Annotated in this window: 19 protein-coding genes; 12 read left to right on the plus strand and 7 right to left on the minus strand. The window is 71.6% G+C overall.

The features are described 5' to 3' along the window. Positions 1-29: 29 nt before the first annotated feature. Entirely contained in the window at positions 30-293 is a 264-nt protein-coding gene (locus tag AB0M18_RS34315) for a WhiB family transcriptional regulator (protein ID WP_265868980.1), read from the minus strand. A gap of 693 nt (positions 294-986) precedes the next feature. Between AB0M18_RS34315 and AB0M18_RS34320 the strand changes: the two genes are divergently transcribed. The 3 genes from AB0M18_RS34320 to AB0M18_RS34330 are packed head-to-tail and all read left to right on the plus strand — an operon-like array spanning position 987 to position 4,037. Continuing rightward, positions 987-1,550: a cysteine dioxygenase family protein gene (locus AB0M18_RS34320; RefSeq protein WP_365765003.1), complete on the plus strand. Its 564-nt coding sequence runs from the start codon at positions 987-989 to the stop codon at positions 1,548-1,550. A gap of 13 nt (positions 1,551-1,563) precedes the next feature. After that, positions 1,564-2,529 carry a 2-phospho-L-lactate transferase gene (gene cofD, locus AB0M18_RS34325; protein ID WP_365765005.1) on the plus strand — a complete coding sequence of 322 codons (966 nt, stop codon included), beginning with the start codon at positions 1,564-1,566 and terminating at the stop codon, positions 2,527-2,529. Beyond that, a complete protein-coding gene (locus tag AB0M18_RS34330) occupies positions 2,526-4,037 on the plus strand; it encodes a coenzyme F420-0:L-glutamate ligase (protein ID WP_365765007.1) in 1,512 nt (503 codons plus the stop codon). Before cofD ends, AB0M18_RS34330 begins: the two co-directional genes overlap by 4 nt. Positions 4,038-4,167: 130 nt before the next feature. Here the strand turns inward: AB0M18_RS34330 and AB0M18_RS34335 are convergent, their stop codons facing one another. The 3 genes from AB0M18_RS34335 to AB0M18_RS34345 all read right to left on the minus strand — a co-directional run bounded on the left by AB0M18_RS34335 (position 4,168) and on the right by AB0M18_RS34345 (position 7,907). Then, on the minus strand, positions 4,168-5,133 hold the full coding sequence (locus AB0M18_RS34335; RefSeq protein ID WP_365765009.1) for a DNA-3-methyladenine glycosylase 2 family protein: 966 nt from the start codon (positions 5,131-5,133) through the stop codon (positions 4,168-4,170). Positions 5,134-5,223: 90 nt separating this feature from the next. Continuing rightward, the gene (locus AB0M18_RS34340) at positions 5,224-6,306 is read right to left on the minus strand and encodes an NDP-sugar synthase (protein ID WP_365765011.1); all 1,083 of its coding nucleotides are present in this window, start codon (positions 6,304-6,306) and stop codon (positions 5,224-5,226) included. A 140-nt stretch (positions 6,307-6,446) separates the two neighbouring features. Beyond that, positions 6,447-7,907: a peptidoglycan recognition protein gene (locus AB0M18_RS34345; RefSeq protein ID WP_365765013.1), complete on the minus strand. Its 1,461-nt coding sequence runs from the start codon at positions 7,905-7,907 to the stop codon at positions 6,447-6,449. Between the two features lie 136 nt (positions 7,908-8,043). Between AB0M18_RS34345 and AB0M18_RS34350 the strand changes: the two genes are divergently transcribed. From AB0M18_RS34350 to AB0M18_RS34365, 4 genes are all read left to right on the plus strand, one after another. Beyond that, positions 8,044-8,802 carry a TIGR03089 family protein gene (locus AB0M18_RS34350; RefSeq protein ID WP_365765015.1) on the plus strand — a complete coding sequence of 253 codons (759 nt, stop codon included), beginning with the start codon at positions 8,044-8,046 and terminating at the stop codon, positions 8,800-8,802. A gap of 202 nt (positions 8,803-9,004) precedes the next feature. After that, positions 9,005-10,189, plus strand: coding sequence for an LCP family protein (locus AB0M18_RS34355; RefSeq protein WP_365765040.1), 1,185 nt, complete (start codon positions 9,005-9,007; stop codon positions 10,187-10,189). Positions 10,190-10,467: 278 nt separating this feature from the next. Next, a complete protein-coding gene (locus AB0M18_RS34360; RefSeq protein WP_365765017.1) occupies positions 10,468-12,243 on the plus strand; it encodes an LCP family protein in 1,776 nt (591 codons plus the stop codon). Positions 12,244-12,309: 66 nt separating this feature from the next. Next, complete coding sequence (locus tag AB0M18_RS34365) at positions 12,310-14,079, plus strand: LCP family protein (RefSeq protein ID WP_365765019.1); 1,770 nt, start codon at positions 12,310-12,312, stop codon at positions 14,077-14,079. Between the two features lie 72 nt (positions 14,080-14,151). Here AB0M18_RS34365 and AB0M18_RS34370 read toward each other — a convergent pair whose 3' ends face one another. Continuing rightward, a complete protein-coding gene (locus tag AB0M18_RS34370) occupies positions 14,152-15,171 on the minus strand; it encodes a glycosyltransferase family 2 protein (protein ID WP_365765022.1) in 1,020 nt (339 codons plus the stop codon). Between the two features lie 259 nt (positions 15,172-15,430). Between AB0M18_RS34370 and AB0M18_RS34375 the strand changes: the two genes are divergently transcribed. Then, positions 15,431-16,807, plus strand: a complete 1,377-nt coding sequence (locus AB0M18_RS34375) for an LCP family protein (RefSeq protein WP_365765024.1) — start codon at positions 15,431-15,433, stop codon at positions 16,805-16,807. Positions 16,808-16,958: 151 nt separating this feature from the next. Here AB0M18_RS34375 and AB0M18_RS34380 read toward each other — a convergent pair whose 3' ends face one another. Beyond that, positions 16,959-17,492 (minus strand): acyl-CoA thioesterase, encoded by a 534-nt coding sequence (locus tag AB0M18_RS34380; RefSeq protein ID WP_365765026.1) that lies wholly within the window; start codon positions 17,490-17,492, stop codon positions 16,959-16,961. A gap of 131 nt (positions 17,493-17,623) precedes the next feature. Here AB0M18_RS34380 and AB0M18_RS34385 point away from each other — a divergent pair, with 131 nt between their 5' ends. The 4 genes from AB0M18_RS34385 (at position 17,624) to AB0M18_RS34400 (ending at position 21,868) form a co-directional block, all read left to right on the plus strand. After that, entirely contained in the window at positions 17,624-18,922 is a 1,299-nt protein-coding gene (locus AB0M18_RS34385; protein ID WP_365765028.1) for an LCP family protein, read from the plus strand. 144 nt (positions 18,923-19,066) lie between these two features. Next, complete coding sequence (locus AB0M18_RS34390; RefSeq protein WP_365765030.1) at positions 19,067-19,516, plus strand: hypothetical protein; 450 nt, start codon at positions 19,067-19,069, stop codon at positions 19,514-19,516. Positions 19,517-19,524: 8 nt separating this feature from the next. Then, positions 19,525-21,336 (plus strand): alpha/beta hydrolase, encoded by a 1,812-nt coding sequence (locus tag AB0M18_RS34395; RefSeq protein ID WP_365765032.1) that lies wholly within the window; start codon positions 19,525-19,527, stop codon positions 21,334-21,336. 73 nt (positions 21,337-21,409) lie between these two features. After that, on the plus strand, positions 21,410-21,868 hold the full coding sequence (locus tag AB0M18_RS34400; RefSeq protein WP_365765034.1) for a hypothetical protein: 459 nt from the start codon (positions 21,410-21,412) through the stop codon (positions 21,866-21,868). A 63-nt stretch (positions 21,869-21,931) separates the two neighbouring features. Here AB0M18_RS34400 and AB0M18_RS34405 read toward each other — a convergent pair. Beyond that, positions 21,932-22,024, minus strand: a 93-nt coding sequence (locus AB0M18_RS34405) for an acyl-CoA dehydrogenase family protein (protein ID WP_132919430.1), incomplete at its 5' end; no start/stop codon positions are given.

The raw sequence follows: 22,024 nt of genomic DNA on the forward strand, positions 1-22,024 counted from the left end.
CGTCCCGCGGACGGCGGCCGGGCGGCGGCTCAGACGGCGGCCTTCTTCAGGCGGCGGCGTTCGCGCTCGGACAGACCGCCCCAGATGCCGAAGCGCTCGTCGTTCTGCAGCGCGTATTCGAGGCATTCGGAGCGGACCTCGCAGGCGAGGCAGACCTTCTTCGCCTCCCGGGTCGAGCCGCCCTTCTCGGGGAAGAAGGACTCGGGATCGGTCTGGGCGCACAGTGCGCGCTCCTGCCAGCCGAGTTCCTCGTCCGCGTCCTCGACCAGCAGTTCCTCGAACAACTCGGTCATGTGCGCCCCTCGTCCGTCATTGCGTCCCCGTGCATTGCGTCCCCGTGATGCGGCCGTCTTCGATCCCGGAGATCCCGGATCGATCCGGCCGAACGACACGAGTGAAATTACAAGTTCGTGCTCTGTGCGAGTCAAGCCGAGATCTGCTATTGGGCCCCGTATTCACTCTGCGGAACCAAGCCTATGCGGAAAGTGTTCAAATCACCAAAAACCTGACACATGCCACGGGCCTGCCCGCACCGTCACGCCCTGCACAGAAGGACGTCCGAAACTCGAATCCTGTTGCGATTCGGCCACGGAAGCGATCCGGATCACAGTCTGATCACAGGACCCCCGCCACGTTTACGGCCACGGTTGCTGCGCCATGTGTCCTGGTCACACGCTGCACAAACCTTTCTCCGCGCACAGTAACCGGATGAGGTGAAACATTGCCGCCAAATCGGGCATTGAGTTGACAGTCGGGTGTCCCTCCCGCCACCTTGGTGGCATGCCAGCGACCACAGCGCCCTTCGCGACCCACGCCCGTGGGTTCCGCCGCGCTGTCCAGGACCGCTGTTGCTGTTGCTGTCCCAGCTGTTGACGCGCGCCTTCTTCCCATAGCGCTCCAGCTTCTTCACGCGGCCGTCCCGCCGCTGCCGCCTCACCCCCTGCTCTGCGACACCCCGCACTTCTGCCGAGGAACCACCGCATCCCATGAACATGGACAGCGACCTTCAGATCGCCGGCGACATCCTTGAGGTCCCGCACCTCCTGCAGCCCGCCCGCGAGCACCCCGCCACCGTGGCCGAGTTCGCCGGTCTCGCCCGCGAGATCGCCGCCGACCGCGCCCTGTGGGCCCCCTACGTCGAGTACGACGCCACCACCCGCTGGTACCACCGGCTGCGCACCGGCCCGGGTTACGAGATCTGGCTGCTGTCCTGGCTGCCCGGCCAGGCCAGCGGCCGGCACGACCACGGCCCGTCCTCCGGCGTGCTCACCGTCCTCGAAGGCGAGCTGACGGAGCGCACCGAGCGGGGCGGGCGGAGCCTGGACGCGGGCGCGCAGCGCGTGTTCGCGCCCGGCTATGTGCACGAGGTGGTCAACGACTCCCTCGAACCCGCCGTCAGCCTGCACGTCTACTACCCGGGCCTGACCGAGATGCCGATGCACGAGTCGATGCCCGAGTCGACGCCCGAGTCGACGCCCGTCTCGATGCACGAGTCGCCGGCCTCACAGTGCAGCTCTGCCCCGACGGCCCCGGGAGTCGTCACCGCCTGACAAACTGCACTGCATGCGCATTGTGGTTCTGGCCGGTGGCATCGGTGGTGCCCGCTTCCTTCGCGGCCTCAAGCAGGCCGCGCCCGACGCGGAGATCACGGTCGTCGGCAACACCGGTGACGACATCCATCTCTTCGGTCTCAAGGTCTGCCCCGACCTCGACACCGTGATGTACACCCTCGGCGGTGGCATCAACGAGGAACAGGGCTGGGGCCGCGAGGACGAGTCCTTCACGGTCAAGGAGGAACTCGCGGCGTACGGGGTCGGGCCCGAGTGGTTCGGCCTCGGCGACCGCGACTTCGCCACCCACATCGTCCGCACCCAGATGCTGGGCGCCGGCTATCCGCTCAGCGCCGTCACCGAGGCGCTGTGCGCCCGCTGGCAGCCCGGCGTCCGGCTGCTTCCGATGTCGGACGACCGGGTCGAGACGCACGTGGCCATCGAGGTCGAGGGCGAGCAGCGGGCCGTGCACTTCCAGGAGTACTGGGTGAAGCTGCGCGCCTCCGTCGACGCGCTGGCCGTCGTGCCGGTCGGCGCCGAGCAGGCGAAGCCGGCACCGGGTGTCCTGGAGGCCATCGCGGCCGCCGACGTCATCGTCTTCCCGCCGTCCAACCCGGTCGTGTCCGTCGGCACGATCCTGGCCGTGCCCGGCATCCGCGAGGCGGTCGCCGCCGCGGACGCGCCGGTCGTCGGCCTCTCCCCCATCGTCGGCGACGCGCCCGTGCGCGGCATGGCCGACAAGGTGCTCGCGGCGGTCGGCGTGGAGTCCACGGCGGCGGCCGTGGCCCTGCACTACGGCGCCGGGCTGCTCGACGGCTGGCTGGTCGACACCGTCGACGCGGGCACGGTCGCCGACGTCGAGGCGGCGGGCATCCGCTGCCGCGCGGTGCCGCTGATGATGACCGACCTGGACGCGACGGCGGCGATGGCGCGCGAGGCGCTGGCGCTCGCGGCGGAGGCCGGCGGAGCCGGCGCATGACGGGCGGGGTGACGCCACCGGGGTCCGGCGAGGTGGCACTCCGAGGCCCGGGCGCCGACGGCGCGGCGCGTGCGACGGGCGGTGCGGGTACGGCGGGTACGACGGGTGCCACCGGCACGACCGGCACGGCCGACACGACCGGCACGGCGGGCACGACGGATACGGCCCTGGTGGCCCGTACGGCCGCTGCCGGAGGCCCCGTCGAGGAGCCCCCGGCCCGGTTCGAGGTGTGGGCGCTCGACGGGCTGCCCGAGGTTCTGCCCGGCGACGACCTCGCCAAGCTGATCGCGTCCACGACGCCGGGACTCGTCGACGGCGACGTGCTGCTCGTCACCTCGAAGATCGTCAGCAAGGCGGAGGGGCGGGTGATCGCCGCCACCGACCGGGAGGCGGCGATCGACGCCGAGACGGTACGGGTGGTGGCGCGGCGCGGCGCCCTGCGCATCGTCGAGAACCGGCAGGGTCTGGTGATGGCCGCCGCCGGGGTCGACGCCTCCAACACCCCCGCCGGGACCGTGCTCCTGCTGCCCGAGGACCCGGACGCCTCCGCCGCGCGGATCCGCGTCGGCCTGCGCGAGACGCTCGGCGTCGACGTCGGCGTGATCCTCACCGACACCTTCGGGCGGCCCTGGCGCAACGGGCTCACCGACGTGGCCATCGGCGCGGCAGGCGTGCGGGTCCTCGACGACCTGCGGGGCGCCACCGACTCCCACGGCAACGAGCTCAACGTGACCGTCACCGCCACCGCGGACGAACTGGCCGCCGCCGGTGACCTGGTGAAGGGCAAGGCGGCGGGGCGGCCGGTGGCCGTCGTCCGCGGGCTGTCCCACGTGGTGGGCGACGAGCAGCAGCCGGGCGCGCGGGCCCTGGTCCGGGACGCCGCCGACGACATGTTCCGGCTCGGCACCTCGGAGGCCGTACGGGAGGCGGTGACCCTGCGCCGTACCGTGCGGGAGTTTACCGACGACCCGGTCGACCCCGGCGCCGTACGGCGGGCCGTCGCCGCCGCCGTCACCGCGCCCGCCCCGCACCACACCACCCCGTGGCGCTTCGTCCTCCTGGAGTCCGAGGACTCGCGCGTGCGCCTGCTCGACGCGATGCGGGACGCGTGGATCGCGGACCTGCGGCGCGACGGCAGGTCCGAGGACTCCATCGCACGGCGCGTCCGCCGCGGCGACGTGCTGCGCGGCGCGCCGTATCTGATCGTCCCCTGCCTGGTCATGGACGGCGCCCACCACTACGGCGACCCGCGCCGGGACGCCGCCGAGCGCGAGATGTTCGTGGTCGCGGCGGGCGCGGGCGTGCAGAACCTGCTGGTGGCGCTCGCGGGCGAGCGGCTGGGCTCGGCGTGGGTGTCCTCGACGATGTTCTGCCGCGATGTCGTACGGGACGTGCTCGGCCTGCCGGCCGACTGGGACCCGATGGGCGCGGTCGCGGTCGGCCGACCGGCGGCGGCTCCGAAGGAGCGGCCGGTACGGGAGGCGGGGGCGTTCGTCGAGGTGCGGTGAGCGGGCTGCGGTGAGCGGGGCGGGGTGCCCGGGAAGTGCGGTGGGGCCGTCGGCGCGGCGGCCCGAGTCCGTGCACTCGGGGAGTACGGCAGGGGGTCGCCCGAGCCGTGAGCTCGCGCCCGGCGCTCGCTCAGATGCCCGTGATGTTGCCCGGCGTCATCCGGGGTGACCGGCGCGGGGGGACCCGGCCGCTGAGCAGGATCAGGCGGGCGGCGCGGTGACGCTGGCCGGCGTACGGGGCGAGCAGCTCCAGCATCGCCGCGTCGTCGGCCGTCCGGTCCCCCGCGAGGGCCCAGCCCACGATGCCCGGCAGGTGCAGGTCGCCGGTGGTGACCTCGTCCGGGGCGCCGTTGCTGCGCTGGATCGTCTCGGCGGAGGTCCACGGGCCGATGCCGGGGATGAGTTCGAGGCGCTTGCGGGCCTCGGCGGGCGGCATCTGCGCCGCCTCCTCCATGCGGTGCGCGACCCGCGCGGCGCGGACGACGGCCGCGGAGCGCTTGCCGTCGACGTTCGCGCGGTGCCACTCCCAGGACGGGATCATCGCCCAGGCGCGGGCGTCGGGCATCGCGTACATCCCCTCGGGCGCGGGCCCGGGCGCCGGCTCCCCGTACTTCCGGACGAGCAGCCGCCACGAGCGGTAGGCCTCGTCCGTCGTGACCTTCTGCTCCAGGATCGACGGGATCAGCGACTCCATGACCAGACCGGTCCGGGTGAGCCGCAGGCCGCGGCGGGCGCGGTGGGTGAGCGCGAGCAGCTTGTGCCGGGGCACGAAGGCGGTGGGGTCGTCCTCGGCGCCGAGCAGCGCGGGCAGCCGCGCCATGAGCCACCCGCCTCCCGGGCCCCACGCCTCGGCCCGTCCGTCCGCCCGGACGCGGATCGTCCCGGCCCCGTCGGGCGTCCGGCTGGCCCGCCAGACGGAGCCGTCGGCCGTCGTCCGGAAGGTGGGGTCGGCGGGGCCGCGGCGGAGGGGGCCGAGGGTGAGGCCGAGGTCGAGGTCGGGCAAGGCGTCCTCGGAACGCGGGGCCGGGGCGGGTACGGGGACGTGGCCGCCGCGCGCCGTGGTGCGCGTGGGTCGGGGAGCGAAGCGGCCTGCCATGGGTACGAGCGTAGCGGGGCGGGCGGGCGCGAAGGGGCGCCGTCCGAAGCGCCGTCCGAAGCGCCGTCCGAGGCCCGCACCCCCTGCCGGCTACTGGTCCGACGAGAAGCGGACCGAGGCCGCCGGGAGCTTCGCGTCGCACCAGACGCGGACGCCGTCGCGGAGTTCGTTGTCCGGGCCGATGACCGCGCCGTCGCCGATGACCGCGCCGGTGAGGATCGTGCGGGCGCCGATGCGGGCGTGCGTGCCGATGAGGGAGTCGGTGATGACGGCGCCGGGTTCGACGACGGCGCCGTCGAGGACGGTCGAGCCGTTGACGCGCGCGCCGGCGCCGATGACCGCGCCGTGGCCGACGACCGTACCGCCGGTGAGCTTGGCGTCGGGGGCGACGGTGGCGGTGTCGAGGACCAGGCGATCGCCGCAGCGGCCCGGCACGGCCGGGGACGGGGCGCGGCCGAGGACGAGGTCGGCAGAGCCGCGGACGAAGGCCTGCGGGGTGCCGAGGTCGAGCCAGTAGGTGGAGTCGACCATGCCCTGGAGGTGGGCGCCGGAGGCCAGCAGGTCGGGGAAGGTCTCGCGTTCGACGGAGACCGGGCGGCCCGCCGGGATGGTGTCGATGACCGAGCGGCGGAAGACGTACGCGCCCGCGTTGATCTGGTCGGTGACGATCTCCTCCGGCGTCTGCGGCTTCTCCAGGAAGGCCGTGACGCGCCCTGTGGCGTCCGTCGGCACGAGGCCGAAGGCGCGCGGGTCCTCGACCCGGGTGAGGTGCAGGGAGACGTCCGCGCCGGAGGTCTCGTGGGTGGCGACGAGCGCGCCGATGTCGAGGCCGGTGAGGATGTCGCCGTTGAAGATCAGGACGGGGTCCTCGGGGGCCGAGTGGAGCCTGGAGGCGACGTTGCGGATGGCGCCGCCGGTCCCGAGGGGCTCCTCCTCGGTGACGTACTCGATGCTCAGACCGAGCGCCGAACCGTCACCGAAGTACGGTTCGAAGACCTCCGCCAGATAGGAGGTGGCGAGGACGATGTGGTCCACGCCGGCGGCCCGGGCCCGGGCCAGCTGGTGCGTCAGGAAGGGAACGCCGGCCGCCGGGACCATCGGCTTGGGCGTGTTGACGGTCAGGGGACGCAGCCGGGTGCCCTTGCCACCGACCAGAAGAATCGCTTCGGTCACCTGTCGTCTCTGCTTCCTGTCGGTCCGGTCTCATCGCCACGGGCGGCCGCTTTTCGGCCGCCCGTACGATATGACCGGTCAGTTTATGCAGATGGTTGAGTCCATGACCCCACCGGCGACCCCTTCGGCTCCTTCGGCCCTCATCTTCCCTGGTACTTCGCCGAGCTGGACCGGGCGGTGCCGAGCTTGCTGTAGAGCCGTCCGCCCGGGCACTCGGTGGCGAAGCCGTCGCGGTGGCCGGAGATGGCGTTGAACTTCACCTTCCTGCCCTTTTTGTAGAGGTTTCCGCCTCCTGAGGTGAGTGTCACCTTTCCCTTCGGATTCACCCCGTGCAGCCCAAGCTTCCACGCCGTCAGCTTGGCGACGGACGTCACGACGGCGGCCGGCGGGGTGGCGCTGCCGAAGGTGCCGAGCACCACGACGCCCATGCTGTTGGTGTTGAAGCCGAGGGTGTGGGCGCCGAGCACCGGCTTGGCGACGCCGCCGGCCCGCCCCTCGTAGATGTTTCCGCACCTGTCGACGGCGAAGTTGTAGCCGAAGTCGCGCCAGCCCAGGCTCTTCACGTGGTAGCGGTAGATGCTGCGCAGCACGGAGGGCGCCTGCTTGCAGGCGTAGTTGTTGCCGGTGGCGCTGTGGTGCACGAACGCCGCCTTGATCGTCTTCGTGTAGCCGAAGGCCTTCTCCCGCATCTTCTCGTCGGCGCCCCACCCCTTGCGGGTGATGATCTTCGGGCGCGGGCCGATGTACGGCTTCGCCGCGAGGGCGGCGCGGTTCGCGCCGCGGTTCGCCGCGGGGTTCGCGGGGTTCGCCGCGGGGGACAGTGTGGCGAGCGTCTCCTCCCGGGTGAGGGCGGGGATGACGGTGGCGCCGAACGCGGCCTGCTCGGCGTTCACGCTCGCGGCGGCCGCCTCGGCGGAGGCTCGTTCGACGCTCGGCGCGGCGGCGGACTCGGCTGCCGGGACGGCGGGCTCGGCGGCGGCCGCGGCCCTCGTACGCCCGGCCTCGGACGCCGCCGGGTCGGGGCCGGGGTCGACGAGTTCGAGGCGCAGGCCCGCCGGGAGGGCGGTGGGCACGCGCTCCTCGGCGGACTCCGGGCGTACGCGGACCTCCACGCCGTCCGAGTCGCCGACCCACAGCGGGGCGGTCGCCCCGCGCAGCACGCCCGAACGGCCTTCGGCCGTGCCCGGGTCCGCGCCGTGCTCTTCGTTGTGGGTCTCCACGTCCTGCCAGTCGGACCAGGCGCCGTCGGCGGTGGCGCGGGTACGGACCTGGACGGTGCCGTGCAGGTGGGTCCGGGCGTCGTTCCACACGACACCCACCAGGGAGAAGGGTCTGACCTCCCGTCGGGTCAGGCCCCGCTCCCCCGCCGCGCCCTCGGGACGCCCGAAGGCGTGGCCGCGCGGCCGGCCCTCGGGGGCGGCGAGGGGTTCGAGGGGGAGCGACTGGGTCGACCCGGCGAGGTCGCCCGCCGGCTCCGCGGCTGGGAGCGCCGGAGGGGCGGCTGGGGCTGCTGCCGCGCCGGCCGGGGTCGTGAGGGCGAGCGGCAGGGCGAGTGCCGCCGCGCACGTGACGGCGATCGAGGAGGCGAGGTAGGCACGCATGGAGCGATCGTCCGCACCGTGCGGCGGTTCCGCGCGGCGGGAGGCGGCACGGAGACTGACGAACCGTCGGGCCGACCGGAGGACGGCGTCACCGGTACGGCGGACGGCGCCGCACCCCGCGCGTACCCTTGCCCGCGTGAACGCCAGCGACCGCACCCCTGCCGACCTGCTGCGATCCGCGCTCGCCGCGGACCCGGCCCGCCCCTTGGTCACTTTCTACGACGACGCCACCGGTGAACGCGTGGAATTGTCGGTGGCCACCTTCGCCAATTGGGTGGCCAAGACCGCGAATCTGCTTCAGGGCGAACTGTCCGCCGCGCCCGGCGACCGGCTCGCGCTGCTGCTGCCCGCGCACTGGCAGACCGCGGTATGGCTGCTCGCGTGCGCGTCGGTGGGGGTGACGGCGGAGATCGGCGGAGATCCGGCCGACGCGGATCACGTGGTGGCGGGGCCGGACGGCCTCGAGGCGGGCCTCGCCTGCTCCGGCGACCGGATCGCCCTCTCCCTCGCGCCGCTGGGGCGCCGCTTCCCCACGCCGCCCGCGGGTTACGCGGACTACGCGGTGGAGGTCCCGAGCCAGGGCGACCGGTTCGCCCCGTTCGTCCCGGTGGACCCGGACGAGGTCGCCCTCGTCGTCGACGGTACGGAGCTGACGGGCGCGCAGATCGTGGAGCGGGCGCGGGCGGACGCGGGTGAGCTGGGGCTCGCGGACGGGGGCCGGATCCTGTCGGGGCGGTCGTACGACACCTGGGCCGGCGTCTCGGCCGGGCTGTACGCGCCGCTGGCGGTGGCGGGCGGGTCGGTGGTGCTGTGCCGGCACCTGGAGGAGTCGGGGGCGGACGGGGTGGCCAAGCGGGTGGAGAGCGAGCGGGTCACGGTGGTGCGGGCCGGCTGAGTGCGGGGCGGCCCGCCGCGGACAGGCCCTCGCGGCGGGCGCCCCACCCGTACGGCCCATCGACGCGCCGCGTACGCCGCTGCCCCGCGCCTCTCCGGTACATGATCGACGGGGGGGTATCCGATGCCTTCCGCACAACCGCGCGCCGGGAACGGGCGTCCACCTCGGTGGGGGACGGCCGGACGGTGTGCCGCAGGCGCCAGTGAGGACGGACGGTTCAGACGTGACGGACAGCGCGGACACGCCCGCCACCGAGGACGAGGCCGGGGGCGAGGCCGGGGCCGGGCGGAAGCGGCGGCGGTGGCTGCGGTGGGCGGCGCTCGGGGCGGCGGCCGTGGTGCTCGCCGCGGCGGGGGCCGGCTGGTGGGCGTACCGGAAGCTGGACGGGAACATCACCACGGACACCACCGCCGAGGCCGAGCTGCGCAAGTACGAGAAGGAGCGCCCCTCGCCGGCCGTGAACGCGGCGCGGAACATCCTGCTGATCGGTTCGGACACCCGGACCGGCGCGGGAAACGGCAAGTACGGGAAGGACGAGGGCACTCAGCGCTCGGACACCACGATCCTGCTGCACATCTCGGCGGAGGGCGCGGGCGCGACGGCGGTGTCGATCCCGCGCGATCTGATGGTGCGGATCCCCGCCTGCACGAAGGCGGACAAAACCCGCACCACCGAGCAATTCGCCCAGTTCAACTGGGCCTTCGAGTTCGGCGGCACCGCCTGCACCATCCGCACCCTGGAGAAGCTGACCAAGATCCGGATCGACCACCACATGGTGATCGACTTCCGAGGCTTCAAGAAGATGGTGGACGCCGTGGACGGGGTCGAGGTCTGCCTGAAGGAGCCGATCGACGACCGCGACGCGCATCTGAAGCTGCCGGCCGGACGCCAGACGCTGCACGGCGAGCAGGCGCTCGGTTTCGTACGGGCCCGCAAGTCGATCGGCAACGGCAGTGACACCGATCGGATGGACCGGCAGCAGCAGTTCCTCGGGGCGCTCGTCAACAAGGTGCAGAGCGACGGCGTCCTCCTCAACCCGACGAAGCTCTACCCGGTCCTGGACGCCGCCACGAGGTCCATCACCACCGACCCGGGGCTCGACTCGCTGCGCGACCTGTACGACCTGGCGCGGTCGATGCGGGCGGTCCCGACGGAGAAGGTGCAGTTCCTCACGGTGCCGCGGCGCCCGTACTCGTACAACGCGAACCGGGACGAACTGGTGCAACCCGCCGCCGATCAGCTCTTCGCGCGGCTGCGCGCCGACCAGCCGGTCACCGTGCATCCGGGCGCTGACGGCACGAAGGAGCAGGCCGGCGACGGGCCGGGCACCTCCGCGACGCCCACCTTCGCGGGACGCAACGCGGCGGAGGGCGCGTGCCAGGGCTGACGAGGGCGGCCTGCCCGCGGCCACCGGCGCCGACCGCTGGAGCGACGCGATTTGCAAAGCGAGGGCCAAGGGATGGGAGGAGCCCGATGAGGTTTGAGCAAATTGCCCGGTTGTAAGGGGCGTGGAATTTGTCACGGACGTCGCCCCACGCTGAACTGGGCGGATAGTGTGACGCGATCCGGTGCACCAGGCCATGTGGTCGCGCACTCGATGGATCGAAGACCGAGCGCCCGAGGGGGAGGCGCCTCGCGTGGCACCGACGGAGGACTCAAGTAACCGTGGACGCGCACAGCCGTGGACGGGCGGACGAGATCGACCCCGCCGACCAGTGGGTGCTCAACCCGCAGACGGGCCACTACGAACTGCGACTGGACCGCTCCGCTGAGCAGTCGTCGCAGGCCGCCCCGTCCCAACCGCGCCCCCGCACCACCCGTAGCGCCCGGGGTGCCACGCCGCCCGGACAGAGAACGCACGACCGCGCCGAGCGCGGCGACCACAGCGCCTCACGCACCACGGAGGCCGCGCCGCCCGTTCCCGGGCAGCGCCGTCGCCGTGCCCCCGAGCCCGGTGACCAGCGCGGGCCCGCGGGGCGCCGCAAGCGCAGGCCGGAGAAGTCGCGCAAGAAGAAGGTCATGATGTGGACGGGCGGCACCATGGCCTTCGTGGTCGTGGCGGGCGCCGCCGGGGCGTACGCGCTCTACAACCACTTCGACAACAACATCAACACCATCGAGGTCGCGGGCGGCAGCGAGGGCTTCAAGAAGGACGAGGCCTTCAACGTCCTGCTCATCGGCACCGACAAGCGGACCGGTGAGGGCAACGCCGGCTACGGGGACAAGAACAGCCCCGGCCACGCCGACACCACGATCCTCTTCCACGTCTCCAAGGACCGGACGAACGCCACGGCGATGTCCATCCCCCGCGACCTGGTCATCGACATCCCCGAGTGCGAGACGAAGCAGTCCGACGGCTCCGTCAAGAAGATCCCCGGCCAGACCGACGAGCGCTTCAACATCAGCCTCGGCCAGTCCGACCGCGACCCCGGCTGCACCATGCGCACCGTCAAGGAGATCACCGGGCTCACCGTCGACCACTTCATGATGGCCGACTTCAACGCCGTCAAGGAGATGACGACGGCCGTCGGCGGCGTGAAGGTCTGTGTGGCGAAGCCCGTGAACGACCCCAAGTCGCACCTCAAGCTGCCGGCCGGCGAGTCCACCATCCAGGGCGAGCAGGCCCTGGCCTTCGTCCGTACCCGGCACAGCTTCGGCAACGAGAGCGACCTGGACCGCATGAAGGTCCAGCAGCAGTTCCTCAGCTCGATGATCCGTCAGATGAAGTCGGACGACACGCTCACGTCCCCGACCAAGCTGTACGGCCTCGCCGACGCCGCCACCAAGGCGCTCACCGTCGACACGGGCATAGGAAGCATCTCCAAGCTCAAGTCCCTGGCCCTGGAACTCGCCAAGATCGACACCAAGAACATCACGTTCCTGACCATGCCGGTCATCGACAACCCGAGCGAGCCCAGGCCGGTCACGGTGGTCCCCGACCCTGTCGAGGCCCCGCGGCTCTTCGAGATGATGCAGTCCGACACCTCGCTCACCGAGGTGAAGAAGAAGGAGACGGACGCCAAGAACGCCCAGGCCGCGGCCCAGGCGAAGCTTCTCCAGGGCGCCCGTTCCACCGCGCGCGAGGTCCGTGTCGATGTCTACAACGGCAGCGGCAAGACGGGCGCGGCGCAGAAGACGATCGAATGGCTCCAGAACGAGCACGGCGTGACGCGGTCGAGCAACAAGAGCAACGCCCCGGAGCCGGCGGCGAAGACCACGCTCACGTACGCGCCCAACCAGGCCGACCAGGCCCGCAAGCTCGCGGACCTGATGGGCCTGCCGGCCACGGCTCTCAAGCCGGGCACACAGGACGCCGGGGAGCGTGAGCCCATGACGCTCGTACTCGGCGCCGACTACAAGGGGGCGGGGGTGCCCCTCACCGGTCCGGCGAAGGCGCCGGAGGGTGCGCAGACGGCCGACAAGCAGGTGTGCGCCAAGTGAGCCGGACCACCGGTCCGGCCCTGTGCCACGCCTGAGTGAACGCCTGAGTGAACAAGGAGACCTGGGGTGGGACAGAGCAGCGTGCGTAGGGAGGGGGCGCGGGAGCGTGCCTCGCGCGCCCAAGAGGTGGGCTGGGACGACAGCCTCTACGAGGAGGGGAACGGCGACAGCGGCGGCCACGGCGGTCCGGGCGCGGGCGCGGGCGGCCGGGTGCCCCATGCCCGGCGCCCCGGCGACGGCGGTGACACCGGCGACGACACCAGCCGTACGGGTTCGGGCCACCGGCGCGGCGGCTCGCGCCGGCGTGCCCGGACCAAGAAGACCGGCAAGCGCAAGGTGCTGCGCTGGACCGCCATCACGCTGGCCCTGCTGATAACCGGCACGGCCGGCGCCGGATACCTGTACTACGAGCACCTCAACGGCAACATCCGCAGCGGTGGCCGCGCGGGCGGCGAGAGCGGTGTGAAGAAGGCCTCGCCGAACGCGCTCGGCGACACCCCGCTGAACATCCTCCTCATCGGCTCCGACAACCGCAACGACCCCAAGAACGTGGCGCTGGGCGGCGGCAAGAAGGACCGCGACCGGCCGGCGCTCGCCGACGTGCAGATGCTGCTGCACGTCTCCGCGGACCGCAAGAACGCCTCGATCATCTCCATCCCGCGCGACACCGTCGTCAAGATCCCGGAGTGCACCGGCGAGGACGGCCAGAAGTACCCCGAGACCAACAACCGGCCGATCAACGAGTCGCTGCAGCGCGGCGGTCCCGGCTGCACCCTCACCACCTGGGAGAAGCTCACCGGGGTCTACATCGACCACTGGATGATGATCGAGTTCTGGGGTGTGGTGGCCATGGCCGACGAGGTCGGCGGCGTCCCGGTCTGTGTGAAGACCGGCGTCTGGGACAAGTCGACGCCCCGGGTCCCCGGCGGCTCCAACCTCAAGCTCACCGAGGGCACCCACGACATCCAGGGCGAGCAGGCCCTCCAGTGGCTGCGCACCCGGCATGCCTGGGGCAGTGACCAAGGCCGTGCCCAGGCCCAGCACATGTACATGAACGGGCTGATGAAGAAGCTCCAGGACCAGGACGCCTGGACCGACACCCCGCGGCTGATGGGGCTCGCCGAGACCGCCACGAAGGCCTTCAAGGTCTCCGACGAGATCAAGACGGTGAAGAAGCTGTTCGACCTGTCGATGCAGCTGAAGAACGTGAAGCTGGACCGGCTGACCACGGCCACCGTCCCGACGGACGCGTACCCGGGCAACCCGGACGCCTGGCTCCAGCCGCGCCAGGCGGCCGCCGAGAAGATGTGGTCGATGCTCCGCGACGACGTGGCCATGGACAAGAACGGCGACCCGGCCGACGGCAAGGGCAAGCCCAAGCCGTCCGCGTCCACGCAGCCGGCGGCCATCGCCGGGGCCCCCGGCTCCCTCTCCGTCACCGTGATCAACGGCACCGCGGGCGACGGCGAGGCGGCCCAGGAGGGCCGGGCCGGCGACGTGGCCAAGGAGCTGCGCGGCAAGGGCTTCAGCCAGGCCCAGCACTCCCGGGACGCCCAGCCGCGCAAGGACACCGTGGTGTTCTACCCGAAGGGCGACGGCGAGCAGGGCAAGGCCGACGCCGCCTCCGTGGCCAAGGCCCTCGGCCTGCCGGCCACGGCGGTCCGCGCGGACGCCAAGGTCACCGGCCTCACCCTGGTCGTCGGCGCCGACTGGCGCGAGGGCAGCACCTACAAGAAGCCGACGGTGGCCGCGGGCGACCTGCCGGAGGGCGCGGACGACAAGACGGACTGCATGACCGTCAACCCCAAGATCTACGAGTGGGACGGGAAGTCCTAGGAACCCGCACTATCCATACGGCGAAGGCCGGGCACCCTCGTAAGGGGCCCGGCCTTCGCCGTGAGCAGCAGGTCAGACGGTCTCGCCGGCCTTCACCGCCGGGCGCCTGCTCGCGATGACCTTCCGCGCCAGCGCGCGCGGGCTGGTCAGGAAGCCGAAGCCCCAGGACATGTGCATGGTCGCCAGGGCCACCGGGATCTGGAGGCGGGCCTTCAGGGACAGGCCCTTGCCGGCCGGGACCGAGCCCGCGGTGATCGCCGCCAGATAGCCGGCCGGGATCACGAAGCCGAGCGGGGTGAGGGCCGCGCCCACCACGAGGCCCGCGGCGATCGCGCAGACCGCGGCCGGCGGGGCGAGGTAGCGCAGATTGATCGAGCCCTCGTGGTAGCGGGCGACGACATGGCGCCAGCGGCCGTAGTCCTTGTACTGCTTGGCGAGGGCGCGCACGCTCGGCCGCGGCCGGTACTGCACGCGCAGCTCCGGCGAGAACCAGATCAGGCCGCCGGCCTCGCGGATGCGGAAGTTCAGCTCCCAGTCCTGGGCGCGGATGAACTCCACGTTGTAGCCGCCCTGCTGCTCCAGCGCCTCGCGGCGGAACACGCCCAGGTAGACGGTCTCCGCCGGGCCGGCTGCGCCGCCCGTGTGGAAGGCCGCGTTGCCCACGCCGATCTTGGAGGTCATCGCGGCGGCGACCGCGTCCTCCCAGGCGTTCTCGCCCTCGGCGTGCATGATGCCGCCGACGTTCATCGCGCCCGTCTCCTCCAGGAGGCGGACGGCGGTCGCGATGTAGCTGGGCGACAGCATGCCGTGGCCATCGACGCGGACCACGATCGGGTGACGGGAGGCCTTGATCGCCGCGTTCAGGGCGGCGGGGGTACGGCCGGTGGGGTTCGGCACGGTGTGGACCCGGGGGTCTTCACGTACGAGCTCGGCGGCGATCTCGTCGGTGCGGTCCGTGGACGGCCCGAGCGCGATCACCACCTCCATCTCGCCGTCGTACTCCTGCTCCAGGATGTGACGGACGGAGTTGCGCAGATGCCGCTCCTCGTTGAGGACCGGCATGATCACGGAGACAGGCGGAGTGGCGTTCATGGTCCGCCCACGTTACCGCGAACGGGGGACACGGGCGCGTGCCGCCGGGTCGCAGCACGGTGGCGCTGATCGTATGGGCCTACGGTGCTCACGGTCCCCCTGTCGTACCAGCGGAGGTGTCCCCCCGGTGCCCACACCGCCCCGCACGCCGCCTCGTCCGCCTCGGCCCCCGGCCCGCACCGCACCGGCTCACCGCGCACCGGTCCGCCCGGCGGCGGCCGGCAGGCGCGGGCGCCGGCCGAGCCGGCCGCGGTGGGGCATGCGGATGGCGACGACGCTGTCCGTGGTGGTGCTCGCCGCGGGGGGCATCGGGCATGCCGTGGTGACCAGCCTCGACACCGGCATCAACCGGATCGACCCCTTCAAGGACATGAAGAACCGCCCGCAGCCCGGGCACGGCATGAACGTCCTGGTCGTCGGCACCGACGGCCGCGACCGGATCACCGAGGAGGAGCGCCGGAAGTACCGGCTCGGCGGCGCCCCCTGCCACTGCACGGACACCGTGATGCTCGTGCACATCTCGGAGGACCGGGAGCGGGCGAGCGTGGTCTCGCTCCCCCGTGACTCGTACGCCGAGATGCCCGAGCACACCGATCTCACCACCGGCAAGCACCACCACGCGCACCCGGTGAAGCTGAACGCGGCGTACGCGGAGGGCGGGCCCGGGCTCACCGTGCGGACCGTGGAGTCGATGACCGGGGTGAAGATCGACCACTACCTGGAGGTCGACTTCACCAGCTTCATGCGCACCGTGGACGCGGTCGGCGGGGTGCAGATCTGCACCGTCAAGCCGCTGAAGGACTCCTACACCGGGCTCGACCTGCCCGCCGGGCCGCACGAGCTCGACGGCGGACAGGCCCTCCAGTATGTGCGCGCCCGGCACGTCGACGGCGCCGCCGACATCGGGCGCATGCAGCGGCAGCAGAAGTTCCTGGCAGCCCTGATCGACCGGGTGACCGGCGGCGGGGTGCTGCTCAACCCGGTGCGCTTCCGCGAGGTCGCGTCCACCATGCTGAGCTCGGTCCGGGCCGACCAGGGCTTCGGCACCCAGCAGATGCTGACCCTGGCGAAGGCGATGAACGGCTTCACGCCGGCCTCGTCGGAGTTCGTGTCCGTGCCGATCGGCGACATGAGCTTCCCGGTGAAGGGGATCGGCTCCACGGTGAAGTGGGACGCGGCGAAGGCGCAGAAGCTGTTCCAGTCGCTGCGCGACGACCGGCCGCTCGCCCCGGCCCGGCCGACCGCGCCCAAGGGGCCGCGGCCCGCCGACGTGGACGTCGCGCCGAAGACGATCCGGGTCCAGGTCTACAACGGAACCCCCACGGACGGGCTCGGCGGCCGGGTCGACACGGCGCTGCGCGCCACCGGCTTCGACACCACCCGCGCGCCGCGGACCGCCCCCGGCGGCCGGGAGCACGCCCGCACCCTCGTCGAGTACGACCCGGGCTGGGACCGCTCGGCGAAGTCCCTGGCCACGGCCCTGCCGGGCGCCGAGCTCCGCCCGGTCAAGGGCCAGGGCGCGACGCTGAAGGTGACGGTGGGCGCGGACTACAAGGGCGTGACGCCGGTGCGGGAGCGGGAGCGGCAGACGGGACAGTTCGAGGCGGTGCGAGGGGACCAGGTGGTGTGCCCGTAGTTTTTCGGGGCTCGGTTCACCTCCGGGGCGCTTTCAGCCGGACTCACAGGCCCGCACGTGCTCGCCTCCCTCGTACCTCGGGAGGCTGCGCGCGCTCGGACCTGTTCCCCCGGCGCGCCCCTTCGGCTCACTCGCCCAGGGCACCGGGGCCCTAGTCCTCGTACCCCTCCGCCTTCCGCTGTTCGCGGAGTTCCTTGATCGCGCGGCGGCGGGCCAGGCGGTGGGTGCGGCGGATCTGGGCCTCCTGGTAGCGGCGCTTGTCGCGCTCGGTCTCCGGGAGGACCGGGGGGACGGGGCGCGGCTTGCCGTCGGCGTCGACGGCGGCGAAGACGAGGTAGGCGGAGCCGACCTGGGTGGCCGGGGTGGACTCGTTCCAGCGTTCGGCCATGACCCGCACGCCGACCTCCATGGAGGACCGGCCGGTCCAGTTGACCTGGGCCTTCACATGCACCAGGTCGCCGACCCGGACCGGCTCCAGGAAGGCCATCTCGTCCATGGACGCGGTGACGGCTGGGCCGCCCGAGTGCCGGCCCGCGACCGCGCCCGCGGCGTCGTCCACCAGCTTCATGATCACGCCGCCGTGCACCGTGCCGAGGAGGTTGGTGTCGTGGCTCGTCATGATGTGGCTGAGAGTGGTGCGGGAGGCGGAGGTGGGCTTGCCCGGGATAGCGCCCTGATCTGTCATGCCCTCTACCTTATGCCCGCCCTTGTGGCCGGTCTCGGCCCCGTCCGGTTTGCATCAGCTTGGCAACAGCGCCGGTCCGATTCCCCACCCGCCCTGTCGGGGCGGAGGCGCGGACCGGCACACTGTTCCGCATGAATGACTGGCCCGACGCCCAGCCCGAGGGACCTCGCCGGATGCGCCATGTGCAGCGCCCGCAGGTCCCCCCACAGCAGCCGTACCAGCAGAATCAGGGGTACGACCAGGGCCAGGGCTACGACCAGGGCCAGGGGTACGACCAGGGCCAGGGCTACAACCCGAACTTCACCCAGGCCCAGGCGACCGGTTACGACTCCGGGTACAGCTCCGGCCAGGTGTACGGCGGCCCGCAGGGCGGCGGTGGCCGGGGCGGCGTGCCGCCGCAGTACGCGCCGGGCGGCGGCGCCGGGGGTCCCGTGCCCGCGCGGCCCGCGCCGAACTGGGGCAAGCGCGTCAAGATCGGCTCGATCGTGGTGGTCGTGGGCCTCCTGGCATGGGGCGTCGGCACCTACGCGTGGGCGAGCTCACAGATGCGCAACGAGGTCGATCTGGCCAAGGTCATCGAGCGGCCGGCCGAGGGCGACTGCACCACGTATCTGATCGTCGGCTCGGACAGCCGCGAGGGCATGTCCGCCGAGGAGAAGAAGAAGCTGCACACCGGCTCCGCCGAGGGCAAGCGGACCGACTCGATGATGATCCTCGCGGCCTGCTCGAGCGGGAACACGATGATCTCGCTCCCCCGTGACTCCTGGGTGACGATCCCGTCCTTCGTGGGCTCGGAGTCCGGCAAGAAGTACGCGGCGCGCGGCGGCTCCAAGCTGAACGCGGCCTACGCGATGGACGGCCCGGAGCTGCTCGTCCGCACGGTCGAGTACAACACCGGCCTGCGCATCGACCACTACGCGGAGATCGGCTTCGCCGGCTTCGCGAACATCGTGGACGCGCTCGGCGGTGTCGAGCTGAACATCGAGAAGGGCTTCAAGGACAAGAAGTCCGGCGCCGACTTCCAGGCCGGCACCCAGACCCTCGACGGCGAGCAGGCCCTGGCCTTCGTGCGTACCCGCTACGCGTTCGCCGAGTCGGACCTGCAGCGCACGAAGAACCAGCAGAAGTTCCTGTCGGCCCTGGCCAACCAGGCGGCGACCCCCGGCACGATCCTCAACCCGTTCAGGCTCTACCCGACCCTGGGCGCGGGCCTGGACACCCTGATCGTGGACAAGGACATGTCGCTGTACGACCTGGGCCAGATGTTCTTCGCGATGAAGGGCATCAGCGGCGGCGACGGCAGGTCGATGAACATCCCGATCAACGGCACGGCCCCGCAGAACTCCCTGAAGTGGGACATGCCGAAGGTGAAGCAGCTGGTCAAGGAGATCCAGAACGACGAGCCGGTGACGGTCACGTCGAACCGCTGACGTCGAACCTCTGATGTCGAGTCCTCCCGGTCGGCGCCCTGTTCGGGCGTCGACCGTTTGATTTCATCGAGCAAAGCCGGGAATCATGGCGGATCGCCTCGGGCGACAGCACGGGGACAGCGGGGAGAACGGGGAGGTTCACGCATGGCGTGGGACGAGTGGGAGCAGCTCAAAGCGGAGACGGCGGCACGCCAGTCGTCGTCGATGCGCCTGAACCAGGTCGCGCCGGACCCGGGCGGCGGCGGGTACTCGGAGGACCTGAAGACCGACAAGCGGGCCTGGGCGAAGGCCGGCGAGGGCGTCTCGGGCCTGAAGACCGAGGTCGCCACGGCGCTGACGAAGCTCGACTCGGGCCAGGCGGGACTGGGTGACGGTCAGGGGATCCAGAGCGCGGCCGCCCAGAAGGAGCTCTACGAGAGCTGGAAGAAGTACGTCGGTGACGTGAACGGCCGTTGCGGCGCCCTGGGCGGACTGCTGACCTCCTCGGGGCACGATCTGGCGAAGCCCGACGAGACCCTCCTCGGTGAGCTCAACGGTCTCAAGGCGCACTACACGGACACCGAGGCCGTCGGCGGCCAGGCGAAGGAGAAGTGACAGCGGCCATGGACCTGGAGACCTTGCGGGCCTTCAAGCAGGCCGAGTACGAGGAGGCCGCGGACGGCTACCGGGCCGTCGGCGACATGGCCATGGCGGCCAAGGACACGATCGACACCAAGATCTCCGGCGGCATCCGCGGCGAGCTGGAGGGCAAGGCCGCCGAAGCCGCCCTGGGCGAGCTCAAGGAACTGTCGAAGAACTTCCACTACGCGCAGACCGAGTGCGGTCTCGTCAGCACCGCGCTGAACGGTTTCGCCTTCGACCTGGGGGCGGCCAAGCGGAAGCTGGACGCGGCGATCGCCGACGCCCAGGCGGCCAACTGCACCGTGAACCCGAACGGTTCGGTCGGCTTCCCGCCCGGCACGAAGCCCGGCGCGGACAAGACCGCCGACGGCGGAACGGTGACCGGGAGCGCCGGGATGACCGACCCCACGGCGAACGCCATCGAGCGCCAGGCCATCAACATCCACCCGAACCCGCACTACGGCAAGGCCATCGAGTTCGCGAACAGGATCGCCGACGCCCTGAAGGAAGCCACGGAAGCGGACGCCAAGTGGGCGCCGAAGCTGCGGGCCCTGAAGGCGGACGACGACCTGACGGTCTCGGACCGGGACTGGTCGGACGCGCAGTCGGACATGGGCGGGGTGAAGGAGGCGGGCAAGAGCTACCTCGACTCCCTGCCGCAGCCGCCCAGGGACGGCAGTCCGAAGGACAACGCGAACTGGTGGAAGGGGCTGGACGCGGAGCAGCAGGCGGCCTGGCTGTCCCTGCGGCCCGAGGCGGTGGGCGCGCTCGACGGGCTGCCCTCCACGGTGCGCGACGAGGCGAACCGGGTGGTCCTCGCGGAGAAGCACGGCCAGTACCAGACGGAGCTGAATTCCATACCGAAGCCGCCCGCCAACGAGTGGACGTGGATCACCGCCGGTATGTACCCGGCGAAGGTGCACACCGACGAGTGGATGGCGTGGGACAGGCAGCACGGGGACCGGTACAGGGAACTCACGGGCGCCCTGAAGGGCATGGACGCCATCCAGGGACGCTTCGACCGGACGGGGATCAAGGGCACGCCGGAGGCCTACCTGCTCGGCTTCAGCCCCGAGGGCAACGGCCGGGCGATCGTCGCCAACGGGAACCCGGACACGGCCGACCACCAGGCGGTCTACGTGCCGGGTACGACGGCGAACCTGAGCGGCATCGACGGCGACATCAAGCGGATGGAACGGCTCTGGAGCGTGGCCAACGGTGCCGACAACGGCTCGGTCTCCACGGTCACCTGGCTCGGCTACGACGCCCCTCAGGACATCGTCAAGGACTCGCCGTTCAGTCATTACGCGAATGACGGCGCCCCGGCCTACAACCGCTTCCTCGACGGCCTCGACGCGTCACGTGCGGTCGACTCGGACCCGCACCGCACGGCGATCGGCCACTCGTACGGCACGACCCTCATCGGCTCGGCGGCCCGGCAGGGAGACCTGAACGCCGACGACGTGATCCTCGCGGGCAGCCCCGGCGTGCAGGTGCCGAAGGCGGAGCAGCTGGACGTCCCCAAGGGGCACGTCTGGAACGAGGAGGCCGACGGGGACCCGGTCCCGGACATCGGCCGGTTCGGACACGGCGGGACCGACTGGGACGGTCCGTTCCAGATCCCCAGTGACCCGACCTTCGGCGCCAACCAGATGACCACGGACGGCTCGGGTCACAGCGACTACTGGAACGAGGGCTCCACGAGCCTGGAGAACCAGGCGCTGGTCGTCGCCGGAGAGCCGGAGCACGTCAAGCTGAAGCCGCCACCGAACCCCACTCCCGGAGTGCGCTAGTCAGATGAAGATCAAGGCGGGCGCAACCGCGCTCCTCGTGTCCCTCGCCCTCACGACCCTCTCTGGATGCAGCATGACCGATGCCAAGGATTCCGACAGCCTTCCGTCCGCGGGCGTTTCCACCACGTCCGACGCGCTGGACGCGGCGGAGAAGGTCTCCAGCGAGCTCTACGACCTGATCGGCCTCAAGGGGAAGGCGACCCAGCCGGGCCCCGGTGTCAACGAGTGCTCCGGCAAGGACCCGGAGAAGTACTTCACCACGTTCCACGCGTGGACCTTCACCCCCGCGTCGCCCGAGCAGCTCGCCGGCGTGATGGAGCGGCTCAAGGCGGAGATGCCGAAGCACGGCTGGAAGATCGTCGATTTCGGGCCCGACACCAGTCAGAGCAAGAGCGTCACGATCACCGCCGACAACGACGCCAGGAAGCACAGCGTCAAGATCGCCCACTGGGCCAACGAGAACCCGCCGAAGCTGAACGTGTTCCTCGTCTCCGGCTGCTACCAGGTCCCGGAGGGCGACAAGGTCGACTAGTGCCGAACGCACGACGGCCCCCGGCACCGTCGTGCCGGGGGCCGTCGGTTTCCCGTGGGGGGATTACGGGAGGTTGCGGGCCATGACGATGCGCTGGACCTGGTTGGTGCCTTCGTAGATCTGGGTGATCTTGGCGTCGCGCATCATGCGTTCGAC

The sequence above is a fragment of the Streptomyces sp. NPDC051909 genome (assembly GCF_040681095.1).
Lineage (GTDB): Bacteria > Actinomycetota > Actinomycetes > Streptomycetales > Streptomycetaceae > Streptomyces.